The organism is Microbulbifer sp. Q7, assembly GCF_001639145.1.
Classification (GTDB): Bacteria; Pseudomonadota; Gammaproteobacteria; order Pseudomonadales; family Cellvibrionaceae; genus Microbulbifer.
Genome location: NZ_LROY01000001.1, coordinates 1147574 through 1166201, shown reverse-complemented (window position 1 = coordinate 1166201; position 18628 = coordinate 1147574). Strand labels below are relative to the sequence as shown.

At 54.6% G+C, this 18628-nt stretch carries 16 protein-coding genes; 1 reads left to right on the top strand and 15 read right to left on the bottom strand.

The annotated features are described in order from the left end of the window. Nucleotides 1–208 precede the first annotated feature (208 nt). Nucleotides 209–2110, bottom strand: coding sequence for a hypothetical protein (locus AU182_RS04695; RefSeq protein WP_066961271.1), 1902 nt, complete (start codon nucleotides 2108–2110; stop codon nucleotides 209–211). A gap of 262 nt (nucleotides 2111–2372) precedes the next feature. Between AU182_RS04695 and AU182_RS04690 the strand changes: the two genes are divergently transcribed. Next, entirely contained in the window at nucleotides 2373–3458 is a 1086-nt protein-coding gene (locus AU182_RS04690) for an AraC family transcriptional regulator (RefSeq protein WP_066961268.1), read from the top strand. Between the two features lie 119 nt (nucleotides 3459–3577). Here the strand turns inward: AU182_RS04690 and AU182_RS04685 are convergent, their stop codons facing one another. From AU182_RS04685 to AU182_RS04620, 14 genes are all read right to left on the bottom strand, one after another. Then, on the bottom strand, nucleotides 3578–3985 hold the full coding sequence (locus AU182_RS04685; protein ID WP_066961264.1) for a hypothetical protein: 408 nt from the start codon (nucleotides 3983–3985) through the stop codon (nucleotides 3578–3580). A gap of 2248 nt (nucleotides 3986–6233) precedes the next feature. Continuing rightward, entirely contained in the window at nucleotides 6234–6722 is a 489-nt protein-coding gene (locus AU182_RS04675; RefSeq protein WP_066961258.1) for a hypothetical protein, read from the bottom strand. A 101-nt stretch (nucleotides 6723–6823) separates the two neighbouring features. Then, the gene (locus AU182_RS16395) at nucleotides 6824–7189 is read right to left on the bottom strand and encodes a Rap1a/Tai family immunity protein (RefSeq protein ID WP_153039111.1); all 366 of its coding nucleotides are present in this window, start codon (nucleotides 7187–7189) and stop codon (nucleotides 6824–6826) included. Between the two features lie 220 nt (nucleotides 7190–7409). Next, a complete protein-coding gene (gene parE / locus AU182_RS04670; RefSeq protein WP_066961255.1) occupies nucleotides 7410–9296 on the bottom strand; it encodes a DNA topoisomerase IV subunit B in 1887 nt (628 codons plus the stop codon). Nucleotides 9297–9351: 55 nt separating this feature from the next. Then, nucleotides 9352–9999 (bottom strand): YqiA/YcfP family alpha/beta fold hydrolase, encoded by a 648-nt coding sequence (locus tag AU182_RS04665; RefSeq protein ID WP_066961252.1) that lies wholly within the window; start codon nucleotides 9997–9999, stop codon nucleotides 9352–9354. 55 nt (nucleotides 10000–10054) lie between these two features. Continuing rightward, on the bottom strand, nucleotides 10055–10729 hold the full coding sequence (locus tag AU182_RS04660) for a hypothetical protein (RefSeq protein ID WP_066961249.1): 675 nt from the start codon (nucleotides 10727–10729) through the stop codon (nucleotides 10055–10057). 232 nt (nucleotides 10730–10961) lie between these two features. After that, nucleotides 10962–11771, bottom strand: a complete 810-nt coding sequence (locus AU182_RS04655; RefSeq protein WP_066961247.1) for a phosphodiesterase — start codon at nucleotides 11769–11771, stop codon at nucleotides 10962–10964. A gap of 52 nt (nucleotides 11772–11823) precedes the next feature. After that, nucleotides 11824–12378: a DUF1249 domain-containing protein gene (locus tag AU182_RS04650; RefSeq protein WP_082859215.1), complete on the bottom strand. Its 555-nt coding sequence runs from the start codon at nucleotides 12376–12378 to the stop codon at nucleotides 11824–11826. 215 nt (nucleotides 12379–12593) lie between these two features. Beyond that, the gene (locus AU182_RS04645) at nucleotides 12594–13220 is read right to left on the bottom strand and encodes an NUDIX domain-containing protein (RefSeq protein WP_066961243.1); all 627 of its coding nucleotides are present in this window, start codon (nucleotides 13218–13220) and stop codon (nucleotides 12594–12596) included. Between the two features lie 31 nt (nucleotides 13221–13251). After that, entirely contained in the window at nucleotides 13252–13830 is a 579-nt protein-coding gene (locus AU182_RS04640) for a DUF4136 domain-containing protein (protein WP_066961240.1), read from the bottom strand. Between the two features lie 107 nt (nucleotides 13831–13937). Beyond that, nucleotides 13938–14501: a DUF4136 domain-containing protein gene (locus AU182_RS04635; protein ID WP_066961237.1), complete on the bottom strand. Its 564-nt coding sequence runs from the start codon at nucleotides 14499–14501 to the stop codon at nucleotides 13938–13940. A gap of 57 nt (nucleotides 14502–14558) precedes the next feature. Further along, complete coding sequence (locus AU182_RS04630; protein WP_082859214.1) at nucleotides 14559–16919, bottom strand: PqiB family protein; 2361 nt, start codon at nucleotides 16917–16919, stop codon at nucleotides 14559–14561. Continuing rightward, nucleotides 16916–17587: a paraquat-inducible protein A gene (locus tag AU182_RS04625; RefSeq protein ID WP_082859213.1), complete on the bottom strand. Its 672-nt coding sequence runs from the start codon at nucleotides 17585–17587 to the stop codon at nucleotides 16916–16918. Before AU182_RS04625 ends, AU182_RS04630 begins: the two co-directional genes overlap by 4 nt. Then, nucleotides 17584–18300, bottom strand: a complete 717-nt coding sequence (locus tag AU182_RS04620) for a paraquat-inducible protein A (protein WP_082859212.1) — start codon at nucleotides 18298–18300, stop codon at nucleotides 17584–17586. Before AU182_RS04620 ends, AU182_RS04625 begins: the two co-directional genes overlap by 4 nt. Between the last annotated feature and the right edge of the window lie 328 nt (nucleotides 18301–18628).

The following is an 18628-nucleotide window of genomic DNA, read 5'->3' as shown; positions in this document are numbered from 1 at the left end:
GCGCTATGCGCGTCAGACGAGCCACACCCGGTTGCGCCAGATAGATTAATGCAGGCTTGACGTCCACATCAGAGACGAAATCTATTAACAAAATCCGTTGACTCAGCGCATTTTCTCGAAAGCCAGGCCAGTAAAATGCAGATTACTCTGCTTACAAGAAAAGCCCCACAAGGGGCTTTTTTACTGTTTGTTTTGTATAAACCTCTAACTATATCGATGTCTTACAGCCTAAATTAATCGTTGTGATCGGCTCATTTGTGGGCGTCTTGGTGAAAACCAGAGTCGCGAAATTAAACGTCCCACTGTCGCTACCATCACCCCCTCCACTAGAGTAAAAGGGTTCACTTTCAAAGCTGTCATAGTAATGCGAATTCGCAGACAACATTGTCAACTCATCTGCCGTAGGAATGGTCAATCCATCGCTCTCCCGAAAAAGTCGCGCACAAAGCGTTTTTAGCTTATTGGGAGACTTCTCGATACCGGACTTAAGCAAATCTTGTTTCGCCACTATTTCATTTAAGATGCCATCATTTATAACCAGCAACTCTTCAGTTGACCTCTTGTCCAACATCAGCATTCCTGGCGCAACATCCTTAGTCATTATTAGATCAGATTGGCCAGAGAATATTCGGACAAGCAAACGCTGTTTGGGCGCATCTGAGAACACGACTTTTATAGATTCACCATTTGTCGAAACATACGCTCTCGCACTGAACTTTGTCATACTGAGCGCCTGCAGTTTCAACTTTCTCTCTGATAGATCCGTAGCAGAATAGACCTTCAAATATAAATTTCCATCGCGCCAGCCCTTTGAAAGAAAAACTTCAGGTGGCACACTTTCCACAGCTTGCTTTTCCCCAAGCAGATCATCCACATAATTCGCGGCAAAATGCGGGAAACCATAGGTAAAGCCAGTGTGATGATTAAACCCTAAAGCATGACCAAGTTCATGCATATAGGTCACATAGTTGCCCTTAAAGACTGAATTCGCCTTTGCTAGACTGGCAAAGCCGGAACGGCCCTCTCCCCAAAATTGGTTCGGCATTCTTCCGCCGCCCAAGCCCACCCAACCCTTCTTATAGGTCTCCAATTTACCGACATCCAACCTGTGACCACTAGAGGCCAGACTGAACAAGTAACGCATCATGGATTCGCTAACGGAGTGCTTTACTCCACAGTTCTCGAATCTGCTACATACCTCACCACTTCCAGGTGTAAATCCCATATATGCCTGCTCAAAGGCAAAAGCATCGAGCACATCGGGCAGGTGATAAGTATTCATAAACCATTTGATGTTTGCCGATAGCGCCTTCAAGGTTTTCTGTTCTTCCAGAGTTGGATGGCGCACGCAAGACCACGACTCATCCCCAGATCTCGGTTCATCACAACTTTCGGTCTTTCCACGATAGGAGATATCGGCATTTAGTATTGGCGCAGTCTCTACATACTCCAAAATTCCTTCGGGCACGCCAGAGTAGGTTGTGCTGGAAAAATCTTTCAAAACACTATCGAATGTAATCTTCAGAGGAGAGGAACCAGCATCCGTAGAGCGCATTACAAGAATGGATGAAAAACTTCTTGATGTATTGTTCGTAACCTTGACCAGCCCATTCCCGAGAGACTCGACCCGAATGTCATTCGCCAGGTATCTGGTTTCGGCATTTGAAACTACGGAATCACTGCTGATCTCGGTGACATCAATTGAATCCAAACTCGAAGGTTTCACTAATAGCTCAACTTGAGCATACGACGACTCGCTGAACTTTGAACTCAGATTGGTACTCTGGCAGTTCTCTCCGCAGTCGAAATCCAGCCAAAACTGGTCGGAGTAAGCAGTAGTATCCTCCTCAGGAGGGATATCACTACCGGGAGGGCTCTCGCTTTCAGTTTCGTCGGGATCGCTACTTTGATCATCTTCAGATCCATCGGTCTCGTCATCAATGTCGTCTTCATCGTTATTGACCCCATCGTTATCGGAGTCATCGTCTGCTGGGGGATCGTTCTCGGTGACCTCCGGCGCAGGCTCTTCGATATCAAGCTCCTTCTTCGGCTCTTCTTTACAGGCCACGAGCAGCAATGAGCAGAGCAAAATCAAAATTTTAAACTTCATAACTTCCTCTTAAGGAAAAAAAACCTTAAACAAAATCTAAATTAGATGGAATTTCTCACAGGAGTGACAACCATCATCCATCAATAGAACTAACCGGCGCTGTTTGACTTCGAGAGGAACCCAAAAATGCCAGCGCTGAATGAACTCTAAATGTGGAGGAATTTTCAGCGTGTGACTTAGACGGCGTTTATCCCTTTTGACAGCGAGAATGAGCCGATATGACGAGGGCCGCACTTTTTGATTACAGCGGACATATTAAAATGTGGACTATAAAAATTTAGTTAAGAGTGAAAAAGGACTAACAGGTCAACAAATGGACAATGTTATCTCTCGGGAAAAAATGGAAGCGTTAATTAGTACGTCCGTACAACTTATTGGCGATCCAGGCTACGCCAGCTTTATACGATCGTACAACATACGCGAAATACGCCCAGGGTATGTTTCATTTTTTGATTACATCGCGATTTGGAAAAAACTGATAGCGAGCAATAATGACCCGCTATTGCCCTGCAAGATCGGGGAGCGGGCACACATCGCCGACCTGGGAGTCCCGGGTCTCATCATGATGCATTCAGGTACTCTCGCTCTTGCCCTAAAAAGTGCAGCATCATACAAGCAACTCATTTCAGATTGTTTTATCTTAACCTCTGACTTCAACAGCTCGGAATTGAAAGTTTCTCTTTCCGTAAAAGATCTCGATGAGGATTTTGACTGGCACCACGTGGTTCTGAATCTATTTTCGCAATTTATCAAGACCATCAACTTTCTTACAAATAATCTACACTCGGCAGAACTAAAGCTTGTTCGAGTAGGATTCTCTCGTGAAATAAAAAATCTGGAATCTGTGTATTCCAGCTACTTTCGATGCCCGACATATGGTTCTCAACCTGAAAACTATCTCGTAATCCCGATCCAAATATTGGAACTTCCCATACACAACTCACAAAAGCACCTTTTTGAGACATTGACAAAAATCGGAGATCGGTCGCTAGAATCATTGAGGCACAAGAACTATAGCTATAGCGTTCTCAGGACTCTCAGAACTTATACCTTTCCCGCTATGGCCAGAATCGATTCGGTATCGCAAAATTTAAATCTGAGTGCTGCTACGCTAAAGAGGAAGCTCCAAGCCGAAGACACATCCTTTTCGCAACTTAAGGATTCCCTCCTGTTGGACGAGGCGCAAAGAATCATTGATCTCGGATATTCCAGCCCGGACTATATTGCCAAAGCCCTTGGTTACTCGGACGGAAGCTCTTTCTCGAAGGCATTTAAACGCTGGACTGGCAGCACTTTGGAGGGTTACGTCAAGCGCAATCGTAGATTGGCTATACAGTCAGTCGAATAGCGGTACGCTTAGCTACCCCTATGTCTGGACGCTTTATTGGAGGATAAGGTGGGGGAAACAACCGCGCATGGGTTGAACAATATTAGCCATTGATATTACCCCGATAAAGTAGCCACTGGTCAGATGGTTTCGGAGATAAATTCATACACATTTTTTATGTCGCCTTTGGAAAAAATGGAACGGCTAAGAAATACATGATTTCCATTTTGGTCTACTAATAACAGACCTTTTTTATCCCATGCAGATCTTTCTTGATCAATGCTATCGAGACTAACCTCAATTTCTCCGCCCGCTGACGTGGTGTAGCAGATCTTGTCACGATAAACATTCACTTGCGAGAAGAATGGCTCAAACAACGCCATCAGCATAGTCAACGCCGCCAATATAACCAGATAGAAAAATGTTCCATAAAAGAACGTCTCGCTGACACCAAAATAGCCAAGCGCAGCCAGTACAATTGCGCCCGCAAATATTGGAAGAAGGCGGTTTAACGTCACTAAATGTAGTTTGGGTCTTACTTTGAGCATTCTTTCACCGAAGCCAATGGCAGTAGAGCTATTCAGATATGAGTATTAATATGAGGAAATAGCAGCGTGAAAAGTAGTTTGCCCGTTTTATCTAGGCAAGATCACCATAGTCACTTGTTCAGGTTTTCACTCTTTAGCTGGCTGTGGAATCTTACTCCGGAGGGCCCACATGTCATCTTTTTCACCGGTTGAAAGTCGTATTTGATCGTCATGACTACACAAATACTGGACCCTCTCCAAAGGCAAATTTGTCCAATTCGCGATGGATCTACTGGAGCGCCACTGATTCTGACGAGTATTTTCCTGCAACCAGGTACGGATTCTCTTGGCTTCAATGTAATCTACGCATTTTTTGTGTAGATACTGAATTAGGTACACGGTGATTCCGGCCAGCGAACCTCCAGTTGCACCTATTACGACCCCTTCTATTATTTTTTCTTCCATGGGCTAATTGAATCCTCACGCCGCGCTCAGCCGCGGATAACTTTGTGCGCTTTATGCGCAAAAATGGGAGCGTAGCGACCGCGCATAAAGTGCACAAAGTTAGCCGTCGGCTGCATTGCTTTGTTAAGATCCGGGACCATAGTCTTGGTCCCGCAAGAAAATTCTTAGCATGCAATTCACTGGAATTTCCACACCTCGAAACTGAAAACGGTCAGATCTATCTTTTATGTACCATACAGTAACAAGATTATCTCGGTATCGCCGATGAAGATCTGAGTTTATACACCTTATAGGTGACACTCCTCTACCGTAACGAAATGGCACCCCTTCAACGAAGTAGACGCGATCGTCCTCTTTAGATTTTCTTAGAACTCCAGTCGCAGTGCTAATTGAGCTACTTCTTTGATCAATGAGTTTTACATATTTTTCGACATAAAAGACGCTATACACAAAAAAGTAAAGACCTGCACCCCAGATAAATAGTGCGAACCCTACGATTGAAACAACTAAAGTACTCGGAGGCTTGAACAAATCCTTTATATTCTGGAAGTACTGCTGTTTATCTTCGCTCTTCATCAAGCCAATACATACGATGATATATACAACGAACATCTGAATGAGCGGGATAACGAGAAGCGGCCAAGAATACGAGATCGTCATTTCGTGAAATCTTAACGCCCACAGCAGGGGCGGCTTACCTTATGCGCGTTTTGCGCGAAAATGGGAGCGAAGCGACCGCGCAAAACGTGCATAAGGTAAGACGTCCCGCGGAGGCCCGAAGGGCCGGAGCTTCACTGCCTGTGATTGTTATGCACTACTCGCTAGGAGCCTGGAAAATAGCTTGCCCTGAGACCAAACAATGTTTTGCTCCATCTGTTGAAAACATTGCTTCACAGCGACTTTTCGAATTCGGCCACTCTTCCATCACGCTATTCAGTAAATCTACCTTCTCAGAAATATCATTGCTTCCTAGATAATAGAAAGTAAAGTTACCACGATTCGAGTATGCGGTTACTATACAAAACCTTACGCGACATGAATTTACAACTCTTTCTGAGTTTACTCGATCAATGCTCCAAAGAATAAACTGCCGATCATAGAAGCTCTTTATCTGAGGCTTAAATACCGTGCTGTAAGAACTAGGAAAGCCAGAAACGATATTGCAAAAATTTTCCTTGATTTGCTCATGCAACTCTCCGTATTGCATAACGCCCACAGCAGGGGCGGCTTATCTTATACGCGTTTTGCGCAAAAATGGGAGCGTAGCGACCGCGCAAAACGTGCATAAGGTAAGCCGTCCCGCGGAGGCCCGGAGGGCCGGAGCTTCACTGCCTGTGATTGTTAAGTTTACTCCACTGGGGTCATGACACACTGATTGGACTTGCACTCTAAAGTAAAAGGCAATGTGTAGACCCCACAAACGGCGGTGTCGATGTTTTCACAGTGAAACCGCATTTCTTCGATAGCTTTTTCTGCGTACCGCTTATTGATGGCTTCTGGTCCCGAACACCCCACACAGAGGTTCCCTATGGTTGTGCAATCAGAAGTAACTTCACAATACCTATAAGCTTCAGGGATACCGTAGATGTCCTTCTTGCTAGTCTGAAGATGACTGCTACAGCCAACCATTAAAACAACAAGCCCGAGAAGTAGAATTTTCACTCTCATTCCGGCCACCAAACTTAACGCCCAGCGCAGGCGCAGCCAGCGTGGAGCGCCTTTTGTGTTAATGTTTGAGCGACAGCGAGTAACACAAAACGTGCGTAACGTTGGCTGTCGCTCTGCCGCTGCTTGTTATGGTTTTTCACCCCTCGAAGCACCACAGGTAACGGTCCCGATAGTACTTGTAGGGATTGTCCAGCCGCACAATCGGTGAGTCTTCAAAGTTATACTGGATTAATGCAACATCGTAGATCCCGTGGTTTAGCTCCTCTTTATCAAAATTGCATTTCATTGACTTTCTCTTTCCTTTTGCAATTTTGATATAAAGAACATCACCCATCTCGCTATCATGAGCACTAAATATACCGTGCTCAATTTCCATTGTTTGCAAATCAAGATCAGCAAGCTTTGCCTTCTCCGACTCAGAGAAGCTGACGGGCTTTCCATCTATATACATAGAAATATTTCTTAGATCATCATTTTCCGGATCTAGATCTATCTTCACAGAAACATTTTCATATGGCTCAGGAAGAACTCCCTCTACATAGACATGATGAGAATGCAATTTGGTTGTGTCATAAGCTGCTGCAAACATTGGGAAGACAGCAAGCAAAAGTATGAAATTCTTCATGAGCTCTTGGGAACCATAACGCCCACAGCAGGGGCGGCTGAAGCGCAGCGTAAGCCGTCCCGAGGAGGCCCGAAGGGCCGGAGCTTTACTGCCTGTGATTGTTATACGTTGCACGGGAAGTTGACAATGTTTGCCATAGCTAGAACCTGGTGCCTGGGATAGCTTAGCTTCTCTCTATTATTCAACATCCAAGTAACTGTTTTCTCAGCAGCATCTTTTAAAGAAACACGCTTTGGAATGCAAAACATTCTTTTACCCTTATGTGTCAGTGGAGAAATTGCATCAGCGCCACCAAAACCTGACAGGTAGGAAATACAGATTGCGGCCCGCAATTTTCCATCTTCACTCAGTAGGACACCGTTTTTTCCATCGACTACTTTCTGACAATCAGCCAATAGATCATTGCCATCTTTTGCTTGTACAGAAATGGAGACAGTCAAAAGCAGAGCTGTGATTATATATTTCAATGGTGCTTCCTTACTTATGACGTATAACAGTTTTATTCAAAAGCCCCAGATATAGACATAATGGCTACATCTGGGCATGAGATGTCTAGATATAGCCATAATGCCTACATCTAGGCATGCCGTTCAAGCTGCCGATATGTCTATATCTAGCCATGGAGAGCAAGCATGGAAATTTGCGGTCTACGTAAACAACAAAGCCCCGCAAGGCGGGGCTTTGTGTTCAGCTTACTTCGGCAAGGTTTCCTTTGCTTTCCAGCCACTGCTTGCGGTCGCCGGCCCGCTTTTTCGCCAGCAGCATATCCAGCAACTGGTTGCTGTCGTCGCCAGCCTCAATAAACAGCTGTACCAGCCGGCGCGTGTTCGGGTCCATGGTGGTTTCACGCAGCTGCAGGGGGTTCATTTCACCCAGGCCCTTGAATCGGGTGACCTGAATTTTTCCTTTTTTCTTCTCGGCAGCGATACGATCGAGGATACCCTGGCGTTCGGCATCGTCGAGGGCGTAGTAGACGTCCTTGCCGATATCGATACGGAACAGGGGCGGCATGGCGACGTACACATGGCCATTGGTCACCAGTGGGCGGAAGTGGCGCAGGAACAGAGCACACAACAGAGTGGCAATGTGCAGACCGTCGGAGTCCGCATCGGCGAGGATACAGATTTTGTTGTAGCGCAGGCCTTCCAGGTTATCACTGCCGGGGTCGACGCCGAGGGCTACGGCAATATCGTGCACTTCCTGGCTGGCGAGAATTTCGCTGGAGTCTACTTCCCAGGTATTCAGGATTTTACCGCGCAGGGGCATGATGGCCTGGAACTCGCGGTCCCGCGCCTGCTTTGCGGAGCCGCCGGCGGAGTCCCCTTCCACCAGAAACAGTTCCGAGCGGGTGGTATCACCGCTGGAACAATCGGCGAGTTTGCCGGGCAGTGCCGGGCCCTGAGTGACCTTTTTGCGCGCGACTTTCTTTGCCGAGCGCAGGCGTTTTTGCGCGTTGCTGATACACAGCTCGGCGAGCTTATCACCCTCTTCGGTGTGCTGGTTGAGCCACAAACCAAACGCGTCTTTGGCCACGCCGGAGATAAACGCGGTGGCTTCGCGGGAGCTCAGGCGCTCTTTCGTTTGGCCGGAGAATTGGGGGTCGGCGAGCTTGGCGGAGAGCACGTAGGAGCACTGGTTCCAGATATCTTCCGGGCCCAGTTTGACGCCGCGCGGCAGCAGGTTGCGAATTTCGCAGTATTCGCGCATGGCATCGAGCAAACCGGCACGCAGGCCATTGACATGGGTGCCTCCCTGGGCGGTGGGGATCAGGTTTACGTATGATTCGACCGTGACCTCGCCGCCTTCCGGCAACCACTGTACCGCCCAGTCGGCCGCCTCAGTTTCCGCAGAGAAGTTGCCCACAAACGGTTCCGCGGGCAGCACTTCCCAGCCCTGGTTGGCTGCGGCCAAGTAGTCTTTGAGGCCGTCTTCGTAGTACCACTGATCGGACTCTCCGTCCTGCTCATTAATAAAGGTAACGCTGAGACCGGGGCAGAGCACTGCTTTGGCACGCAACAGGTGGCGCAGGCGTGGCACGGAGAATTTATACGAGTCGAAATATTTCGGGTCCGGCAGAAAACGGACGCTGGTACCGGTGGTGCGCTTGCCACATTCGCCCACCACTTCCAGGTCAGACGCCTTATCGCCATTCTGGAAGCCGATACGGTGCACCTTGCCATCGCGCTGGATGGTCACTTCCAGCACCTTGGACAGGGCGTTCACTACCGATACGCCCACCCCGTGCAGGCCACCGGAGAACTGGTAGTTGTTTTTGGAAAATTTGCCGCCGGCGTGCAGGGTAGAAAGAATCACTTCAACCCCGGGACGACCCTGCTCCGGATGGATGTCCACCGGCATACCGCGGCCGTCATCGCTGACAGAAACCGAGTGGTCCTTGTGCAGTACGACTTCAACTTTTTTCGCGTGGCCGGCGAGGGCCTCGTCGACACTGTTGTCGATCACTTCCTGGGCCAGGTGATTGGGCCGGGTGGTTTCGGTGTACATGCCCGGGCGCTTTCTCACCGGGTCCAGCCCCGTCAATACCTCGATGTCTTCTGCGGAGTAATTGGCCATAGAGTTTTGTTCGCCGTAACCGGCGCCTACTGCTTGGATCTTGTTGTGGGTTTATTCAATGATTCGGAAATAGGAAATCTACCAGTGCCGCGGTATAGCGGGCAAATCCCTGAAAGCTGTGATCGCCGTCCTCTTCGACAGTCTGGCGCTGGCCGCGGTAGAAATCCTCGGCTTCCCGGCAGTCCAGCGTCTCGTCCCCTCGCTGCGCCAGCAGCCAGTAGCGTGCCTGCAGGGGCCCGGCGATGGCGGATTCCAGTTGCTGCATCTTATCCACATCCGCGGGCTGCAGGCGATAGGTTTGTATCTCGCCACTGTAGGGCTTGAGGTCCTGCCCCACATAAGCGGGCATAAAGCGGGAGGGCGTGACCGCGGGATTGACCACCACCGCCGGCAGCCGATACTGCTCGGCCAGCCAGGTGCTCCAGAAGCCGCCCATGGAACTGCCGGTGAGCCCGATCGGCCCCTTATGAGTTTTGGCGAACTCCTTCACGGCGCTGCTGAGCGCCAGCGCCGCCTGCGCGGGGTATGGGGAAATCAGCGGTGCATAGAACACGATGTCCGGGCGGAATTCCTGCAACCACGCTTTGAGCAGCTGGCACTTGTGCGACTGGGGGGATGACAGAAAGCCGTGCAGGTAGATCAGCAGCGGGCGCTCGCCGGCCGGTGATTGATCAAGCACGTTAGAGGAATTATGTGACGACATGGCGGGGATTATAGCGGTGCCGCCGGCAGATGTACCGGCGGCAGTTCCCCGAGGCTTATCGCAGGGATTCGTCGAGGCTGGCAAACGCCCGGCGCAGGTCGACTTTCATGTCGCGCCAGAAGGTGACGCTGGTGAAGCGCTCGAAGCGGCCCCCTGGGCCGAGGTTGCCAAAGTTCTCGCCAATGTCGCGGCGATCACTGAAGCGCATGACGGGGTTGCCATTGCTGTCTTTAAGCTCCCCGGAGAGGGTGCCATAGGCGCTCTGATCGGTGTACACCCGCCACAGATAAGCCTGAGGTTCCAGTGGCGCGCCCAGGGAAAAGTGGCTCAGGTCGAGCTGAAAGACATAATCCGCTTCGGCGCGGTCTGCCACCAGTTCACTACGGCGTGGTGCGAGGAAGCGCTCACTGACGGCCTCACCCATCACCTCCTGCAGGCGCACCATATCCTTGTCACGCAGCTCATAATCCTTGGCGCGTAGCGGTGAGCCCGCGCGCGGGAAGCGCTTGGTATATTCCACGCCCACCGGCTCCAGGTAGACCTTGGCGCCACTGAGATCGAAGGCGTAGGCGGCGCTGACGTGATCAAGGCCGGTTTGTCGCGGCAACAGGCCATCGGCCTCATCTTCCGGGGTGGCGACCGGTTGCTGCGCGCAGCCGGCCAGAAACAGGGCGGTAAACAGCAACAGGGACAGTGTTTTTTTATACGTCGTTATAGGATTTATCTGCATGGTGACCTCACTTCCTGATGAACACGTGGGTGATTGCGGCTGGCAGCGCAGGGAGTGACGCTGTGCACTAGCCTCGCGCTAAATGTGCCCGGGACTCGGCCGCAGGAATCCGGTACCACTGAACCGCGAATTCACGTGCCATATTATGATAGAAGCATGGCTGCCGAGTCATGAAAGACAGGTTAAAAAGTGCAAAGGGACGATTGGCCTGAATTCTGCCATTCGCGCAGAGTCAGTACCCGGAGGACGCCAGATCCACGCTGTATTCTGCGATCGCCACCCGCTCGACGCCGGTCTCGTAGCTGCCATCGTCGCGCAGGTTAAACCAGCGGTATCCGGGCATTTCACTGTCGACGGCAAAAGGACCACTGCCAGGAGTGAACTGCACTGAGGTGGAAGGCGTGGCGTGCAGGCCGATGTGGCCCAGGTGACTGTCAAACTGCTGGTGCACATGCCCCCAGGCGATGGCGCGGACGTTTTCGAGCCCGCGAACCAGCGCGATGAGTTCTTCACGGCCCTGTTTCAGCATATGTCCGTCGATCCAGTGGCTGCCTACGGGCACCGGCTGGTGGTGCATCATCAGCATCAAAGGGTGTTCGCGGTGGTCCTCAAGCAGCTGACCGATACGCGCAAGCTCTTCGTCACTGAGACCGCCACTGATCTGCCCCGGCACACTGGTATCCAGCAGCAGCAGGCGCCACGCCCCCACGGACACTACTTCCGGCCGCCGCCTCGGAGCCAGCTCATCCATCTTACGGGGGGTGTCATGATTGCCGGGAAGCCAGTACCAGGGCGCGGTAACCGGCTGCATCTTGTGCAGAAAGCGACGGTACGCGGCTTCTGAGCCGTTGGCAGAGACGTCTCCGGTCACCACCAGCAAATCGGCCGATGTGGACGCCGTAGGGCCGGACACAGCGGAGAGCACCTCGCTCAGGGTGTGCCCGGTATCCAATCCCAGCAACTGGTAATCCGGCCGGCCACCAATATGGGGGTCGGTAATCTGGATCAGCCGGTGTGCCGGTTGTGCTGCGTCGATATTCAATGTCTCACCTTGCCGTCACATCCATGTTCGCGTGTGCGATGCCCGGCTGACTTCAGGTTGGACTTCCGCGGAATGGAAGCTCGACCTCGGCGCGGCCGTTTGCCAGGCAGTGCGCCAGCCACTCGCTCAGGTAGCGATTGACCTGCTGGCGCTCGTCTTCGTTGTGCATAGCCGGATTGGGGTAGCTGAAGTTCAGCCCATTGCCCCCGATCGGCCCCTGGCCATCCACCGCCACCACTTCGGCCATGCGCGCGTCGTGATACAGGCGCACGGTGATGGGGGGCGGGGTCAACCAGTCGTTTTCATTACCACCACTGTTCAGTGGCGCGGTCCGCAGGCATACCTCGGTGGTGTACCTGCTGCGCTCCAGCACGGTCACTTCGAGTGTGCCGTGCGGTATCCGGTAGGACCAGCTCTGGTGACTTGCCAGCTCCGGCAGCAACTTGCACAGCCGCAGATAATTGGCGTCACAGTCGGCGTGATAAGTCGTCAGGTCGACACGAAAGCGCGTCTTACCATGTGTCCCATGCGGCGCATTTAGCCCTTTCGAGCCCTGCGCTGAGCGCTGACTTGCCTTGCTGCGGCCAGTGCCTGCCGGTACTGCCATTATCGACACTCCTGTTGACTCCGCGCCGTGACTTATCTCTCAAATTGCCCGTGATGATGGGGAATCTAAGCGCCGAGGAAGAATTTTCGTACACTCCCGAGAAGATTTGCGGGTGAACACTCACTACACTGGCAGCCCCGGACAAGAATTGCCATTTGTCTGTAACTATCAGCCGGCACTGCCCTGTTAACTCCCAGGGGGGGCCATCTCGCCGGTCAGACTCCGAGGCGCGATCGGTTCAACTGCAGCCACTGCAGGCTGATGATGCTGGCAGCGTTGTCGACAATCCCATCATCACTGACCATGGCATCCAGCAGCATGTCCAGGGGAAAGACCCGCAGGCGAATATCCTCGTGCTCGTCCAGCAACCCGAAGTACCCCTCGGCATCACTGAGATCGGCACAGGCACAAAACAGGTGCATGCGCTCATTGGTACCTCCCGGGCTCGGCAGGTAACTGCGGATGAAGTGCAGGCTGTCGACCTGCAACCCGGCTTCCTCCTGCAGCTCTCGGTGGGCAACGTCTTCGAGGGACTCCCCCTCTTCCACCATGCCGGCCACCACTTCCAGGCACCAGGGGCCGGCCTCCCGTTCCAGGGCACCGACCCGGAACTGTTCGGTGAGCGCCACCAGCTGGCGTTCAGGGTCATACAGCAGCACCCCCACCGCGTGGCCACGCACGAACAGTTCGCGCTCCATTTCACCGCTCCAGCCGCCGCGAAAGAGGCGATGGCGCAAGCGCAATTTGTGAATCTGGAAAAAGCCGGCGTATCCCGCTTTACGGGAAATCACATCGACAGCACCGCGGGTAAATTGCGGCTTGAAATCTTTGCTTTCGCTCACGGATACGCCCTTAGTCCGCTAAATGGATCACTCAATCAAAACCGACGTCGTTATACGGCGGGAACCTGGCGAGAATCATCCCGGCCTCTTCCCGCAGACGGAACAGCTGCTGCTCGGGGGCAGCGTGGCGGCCTGCCACGGAAGGCATGCTGCCTCGCCAGAGGGGTGCCTGCTCGGGCGACAGTACATCCACGATCAGGGTGGACTCCCGGTATTCGCGCACGCGCAGAGGCGCTCGCCAGCCAAAGCCAAAATAGCGGTAGCCGCCGTAGATACTGAAGGGGTCTTCATACACGGCCACTTTGTCGCTGCTGAACAACTGCACGCGCACCAGAAAGTCCGCTTCTTCAGGCGTGGCCGCGGGCTGGTAACTGCCCTTGAGCACGTCGTTCACCGCCTGGCTGGCACGCTTGCTTTCAAACGGCGATACCGGGCCATTGGCCAGGGTATCCATCAGGTAGTAGCTGCGCAGATTGGCAAACTTGAAGGTGGGATCGTAATCCACGGCGACCGGGTTGGGGCTGGCACATCCGCCAAGCCCCACCACCAGAACCACGCCGAGGGCGGCGACGCGCAGGGTGCTGCGCAAAATAGAAGACAGTGAAGCCATATGCTCTCCTGTTGAGTTTGAGAGTCCCGGCTTCCCTGCCGAACTGAGGTTAACGAGTTATTTGGGGCTAGCCCCAGGATTGTTGCCCAGACGTGTTAAGGAACTCTTTAGCTGGCAGGCGGTAAATCTCGGAGCAGCTCCCCCACCGCTTTGTTGAGTATCCGCTGGCGTTCGCTTTTATCTTCCGGGCGCGCCATCAACTTGGTGGCACTGCCGCCCCAGATCGGCATGCCGTTTTGCGGGCCAATACCCACGGACAGGGTAATCCGCGGCGCACCGCTGCGATCCGGCAGTTCCACCACGCCGCGCTGGGCATTGCTGTCGAACTGCGCATCCCAGCTTTCGTTCTCTTCTTCGCTGGCGAATTCCTCTTCAATGACCGCCACCTGGTATTCCACCACCATCTGCGCGTTCGCCACGCTGGCCACCTGGCGGTAACCCCGGGCCTGCATCAGCGCGCCCACGGTACGGCGCAGCTCGGTATCCAGCTCCACCAGCTGGGCCGGTGCGCCGGTGTCGCCGGTCAAAATCTCGGTACCCCAGGCATAAGTCTGGAAACTCACCGGCGCCGAGCGCGACTCGATCCGATCAATCTTGGTGGGTGTACCGCAGCCAGCAAGTCCAACCGCTACCAGCAGACCTGCAAACAGGCTGGTTATTGTAATACGCATCCGTTCTCCCTATCTCGTATGAAAATGTATTCGACCACCCGGCAACACACCGGCTTGTTACTTGAAGCTGTCTTCCAGCGATGGGTAAAGCTCGATCTTGGGGCTCCACAGCAACCACTCGTCTTCCGGCTTTCCGTAGAGTGGATAATGGCTGCCCGATTCTACTTCAAGGCCCATCTCCGGATTATTCGGTGTGGCAAAGGCAATGCCACCGGCCAGCAATGCCTGCGCCGACTCAGTATGTACGTCCAGGCCGGTCATCACACCAAAATTCACATCCACGCCGCTGGCATTCCAGAACTTGCTGTGCTCGCGCACCAGCGTACGGTATTCCGGTTCTATATAAACATAGATGTACACCCGGTCTGCCAGTTCCCCCAGTTGATAGCCGGTCACCTGCCCGACCTTCACCTGGCGGTAATAGACCGGGCTGCCACGCTTGAGCGATCCGCGCCGCGGCGCGTCGAGGATCAGCGCCAGCCCGGGCATCATCATGGTATCCGCCAGGTCCGGTTCTGGCTTGGCCGCGAGGGCGACGAACTCGGTCTGCGGTTCGTTGCCAAGCCCGGGTTCCAGTTCCAGAAATGGCCCGGTGACCAGGGTATCCAGGTTGTCGACACCGTTCAGGCCGATCTTCGGCCCAACCACCCACAGGCGGGTACCCGTGCGGGCAAAACGCTCGGCACGGCGATAGAGTCGCGCCCGCGCGCGTACACCATCCATTTCATAGTTCAGGCGCAGGCGGGTAATCTCCCCCACCTGGATCCCCCGGTACCGCAGGGGTGTCCCCTCTTTCAGCCCCTCGTCTCCGGTGAGATCGATGTAGATATTGATGCCCTCTTCCATGGCGTCTTCGCGGCTGCTGTACAGGCGGAAGCTGTCTCCGGAGCGCGCTTTGGCGACACTCTTGCTGTGCTGGGGGCCACTGCCAAAGGCGATTCCGCCACGCACCACCGACAGCAACGAGTCGGTTTCCACTTTGACCCCCTGCAGGCTGGCGCTGGCGCGCACGCCACTGACGTTCCAGAAACGGCTGTCGCTGTCGACCAGATGTGCATACCGGGGCTCGATCACCACATACACAATCACACGGGAACCATCGCTCGCCAGCTCCATCCCCTGCACACGCCCCACCTCCATCTGGCGGTAGTACACCGACGCGCCGCGCTGGATAGAACCGGTATTGCGCGCGGTCAGTTGCAGGTGCAATCCCGGAGTACGGGCGTCGCGCGCCGGCGGCGAACTCGCTGCGTCAAAGGAGCGCAGCGAACGGTTACCGGTACGCAGGTCGACCTCGATCCGATTACCTTTCAGCAGGTCGTTGACACCGGAGGTGAAGTCCAGCGTGGGCGGAGCTAGCCAGAATCGTGTGTTTTCGGTCAGCAGGTCATCGGTAATCGGGTCCATCAGTACCTCGACTTCCATACCGTCGATGCTGCGATTGGCTTTGACCGCATTCACCTCCCCCACCCGAATCCCCTGGTAAAAAACCTGGGTGGAGCCTTCGGTCAGGCTGACGCCGCGATTGAAATTCAGGGTGATTGGAATGCCCGCATCCGCATCCGCAAAGCTTTTGTAGAGCTTGAATTCATTACCGTCCTCCGCCTTAGGCGTGTGGATCTGGGAGTCCGGCGTGTAGAAACTGACGCCGCCGGCGATCAGCGAGGCGAGGGATTCCATCTCCACAGTCACACCGCTGATACTGCCCTGAATCGAGACCCCGGAGGCATTCCAGAAGCGGCTGCCGCGGTGCACCAGGTCTGCATATTCCCGACGGATAAACAGGCCGATCTCCACCTCGTTGGCGCCTTCCGACAGGCGGTAGCTTTCCACCTGCCCCACTTCCAGCTGGCGAAAGTACACCGGCGAGCCGCGGCTCAGGGACGCCAGCCGCGGCGCCTTGAGGGTCACCCGCAGGCCATCCCCGCGCACATAGGCTGGCGGCTCAGGGACAGCAACAAAGTGTTTCTGGGTGGGACCGCTGCCCGGCTCGATGGCGATATAGTTCCCGGAGACCAGGGTTTCCAGCCCGCGCACACCGGTCAGCGAAACTTCCGGCTTGACCAGCCAGAACTTGCTTCCCCGGGTCAGCAGATAGCCGGCACTGTGGTTGAAGGAGACTTCGGCGAGTACGCCATCCTGGCCGTTCAGGTCCTTGGCGTTGGGCACCAGGCGAAAGTCATTCACCACCCCGATTTCCACCCCGGAGTATTTGACCGCGGTCTTGCCTTTCACCAGGCCTTCGCCCGATGAAAACAGGATGGTGACGCGAATGTCACCCTGGGTGAAATCCTTGTACAGCAGCCAGACGGCGATCAGTGCGGCAATCAGCGGCAACAGCCAAACCAGCGAGAGACCGCGACTGCGGCGCGCCAACCCTTCGGGCTGGGCGTCGTATTCCAACGGCGGTTCGCTCATTCATTCTCCCTGTGCGATTTATGCTGCGCGAGCCCGGGCTGCGCGGTTATTTTTTCTTCGTACACATCCCAGATCAGCCGCGGATCAAATGCGCGCACCGCGAGCATGGTCACCACCACCACGGTAGCGAAGGCGGTGCTGCCGGCACCGGCGGCCACATCCGCAATGGCGCCCATATCAACCAGCGCCACCAGAATCGAAATCATGAACAGATCCAGCAGCGACCAGCGCCCGATGGCATTCACCACCCGGTATATCCGCATTGCCTGCCGCGGTGACACATCCCAGCGCCGCTGTACGATCAGGCACAAAAGCACCAGCCCCACGAGCTTCATCACCGGTACCGCCACACTGGCGACGAACACGATCAGTGCAATGCCCCACAGACCGTTGTGATAGAGCTCCAGGGTGCCACCGACAATCGTGCTCGGGTCGCCGGACCCGAGATAAATGACGGTCATCACCGGCAAAACGTTGGCCGGAATCAGCAGCAGCGCGCCGGTAATCGTCAGCGCCCAGGTCAGCATGATGCTGCCGTCGATCCGTCCGTGCATGCGCGCCCCGCAGCGGGGGCACAGGCAGGAAGCCGCCGGCGGTTTGGGCACCAGCTGGCGACAACCGAGACACGTCCAGAATCCCTGAGACAGGGCGCGCGCCGGGCGGTTCACTGCGTGCCTCCGGTATCGGCGGGAGCGCTCTCGCCGGAATTTTTGGCATGCCGGGCGAGTCGCGCCCAGACGGTTTCCGCATCAAACGACACGGTGGCGGCACTGGATACCACCATCATCGCCACAAAACAGTAAAGCCCGGGCTCCACGGTCATCTTGCCCAGATCCGACATTTTCACCAGCGCCACGAGGATCCCGAGCATATACACATCCAGCATCCCCCACTCCTGCAAGTGGTGGTACCAGCGCAGCGCCCGCGCCACCGGCCTGGCCATCCCCGCCCAGGCGCTACCCCAGCTGATGAACGCCAACAGGAGAAACTTGCCCAGGGGCGCCAACACGCTGCAGAACAACACCAGCGATGCCAGCCAAAGGTAGCCCGCCGCAAACAGCGCCTGCACGCCATTCAGCAGGGTGTTTTCTGCGCCAAACGAGAACAGGGAAAATTCCAGCAGCGGCAGGGCTGCGGAGGGAATAAACAGCAACAGGCCGCTCAGGCTCAGGGCCGCGGTGTGCGCGACACTGCGATCCATATTGCGGTGCAGGGTGGCGCCACAGCGTGGGCAGAGCAGTCGCTGTCCGACCGGCGCGTGTGCGCGGGTAAACAGTAAATCGCATTGATGGCAGGCGCGTTTCCACCGCGCCGCCGGTTCCGTGAACCCACTGCGCCCGGAAACCGCACCATGTATGCCCTGCCAGGATTCTTGCCCCATGCTCCGCCCAAAACTCGCTTGCTGTCGAACCTTTCGACCCCGCCTGCATCCACTGCGGCCTTCCGCCGCGTCAGAGTCACCGGGAAGCGGGGTTGAACCCGGCGCGCAGACCGGCTCTTGGCAACCTTTGGTCACTGGACGCACATTCACGTCCTTTTAACGAAGATATACCAAATTGCGCCGGTCGTCGCCTCGACGCTCCTGCGCACCGGCGTTAAACTCTCGCGACTGAATGCTCAAATGACGTCCAAAAACGACGCTTGGACGTACAAGAGCACGGCCTGCACTGCCCGCGCGATAACAGGGCAGGCAGGCATGACAGGCATTT

Bases quoted from the DNA above. Each gene is read 5' to 3' on its own strand.
- AU182_RS04635 (WP_066961237.1), bottom strand. From the start codon at position 14,501: ATGCGTATTACAATAACCAGCCTGTTTGCAGGTCTGCTGGTAGCGGTT.
- AU182_RS04650 (WP_082859215.1), bottom strand. From the start codon at position 12,378: ATGGCAGTACCGGCAGGCACTGGCCGCAGCAAGGCAAGTCAGCGCTCA.
- AU182_RS04640 (WP_066961240.1), bottom strand. From the start codon at position 13,830: ATGGCTTCACTGTCTTCTATTTTGCGCAGCACCCTGCGCGTCGCCGCC.
- AU182_RS04695 (WP_066961271.1), bottom strand. From the start codon at position 2,110: ATGAAGTTTAAAATTTTGATTTTGCTCTGCTCATTGCTGCTCGTGGCC.
- AU182_RS04620 (WP_082859212.1), bottom strand. From the start codon at position 18,300: ATGGGGCAAGAATCCTGGCAGGGCATACATGGTGCGGTTTCCGGGCGC.
- AU182_RS04630 (WP_082859214.1), bottom strand. From the start codon at position 16,919: ATGAGCGAACCGCCGTTGGAATACGACGCCCAGCCCGAAGGGTTGGCG.
- AU182_RS04660 (WP_066961249.1), bottom strand. From the start codon at position 10,729: ATGCAGATAAATCCTATAACGACGTATAAAAAAACACTGTCCCTGTTG.
- parE (WP_066961255.1), bottom strand. From the start codon at position 9,296: ATGGCCAATTACTCCGCAGAAGACATCGAGGTATTGACGGGGCTGGAC.
- AU182_RS04675 (WP_066961258.1), bottom strand. From the start codon at position 6,722: ATGAAGAATTTCATACTTTTGCTTGCTGTCTTCCCAATGTTTGCAGCA.
- AU182_RS04665 (WP_066961252.1), bottom strand. From the start codon at position 9,999: ATGTCGTCACATAATTCCTCTAACGTGCTTGATCAATCACCGGCCGGC.
- AU182_RS04685 (WP_066961264.1), bottom strand. From the start codon at position 3,985: ATGCTCAAAGTAAGACCCAAACTACATTTAGTGACGTTAAACCGCCTT.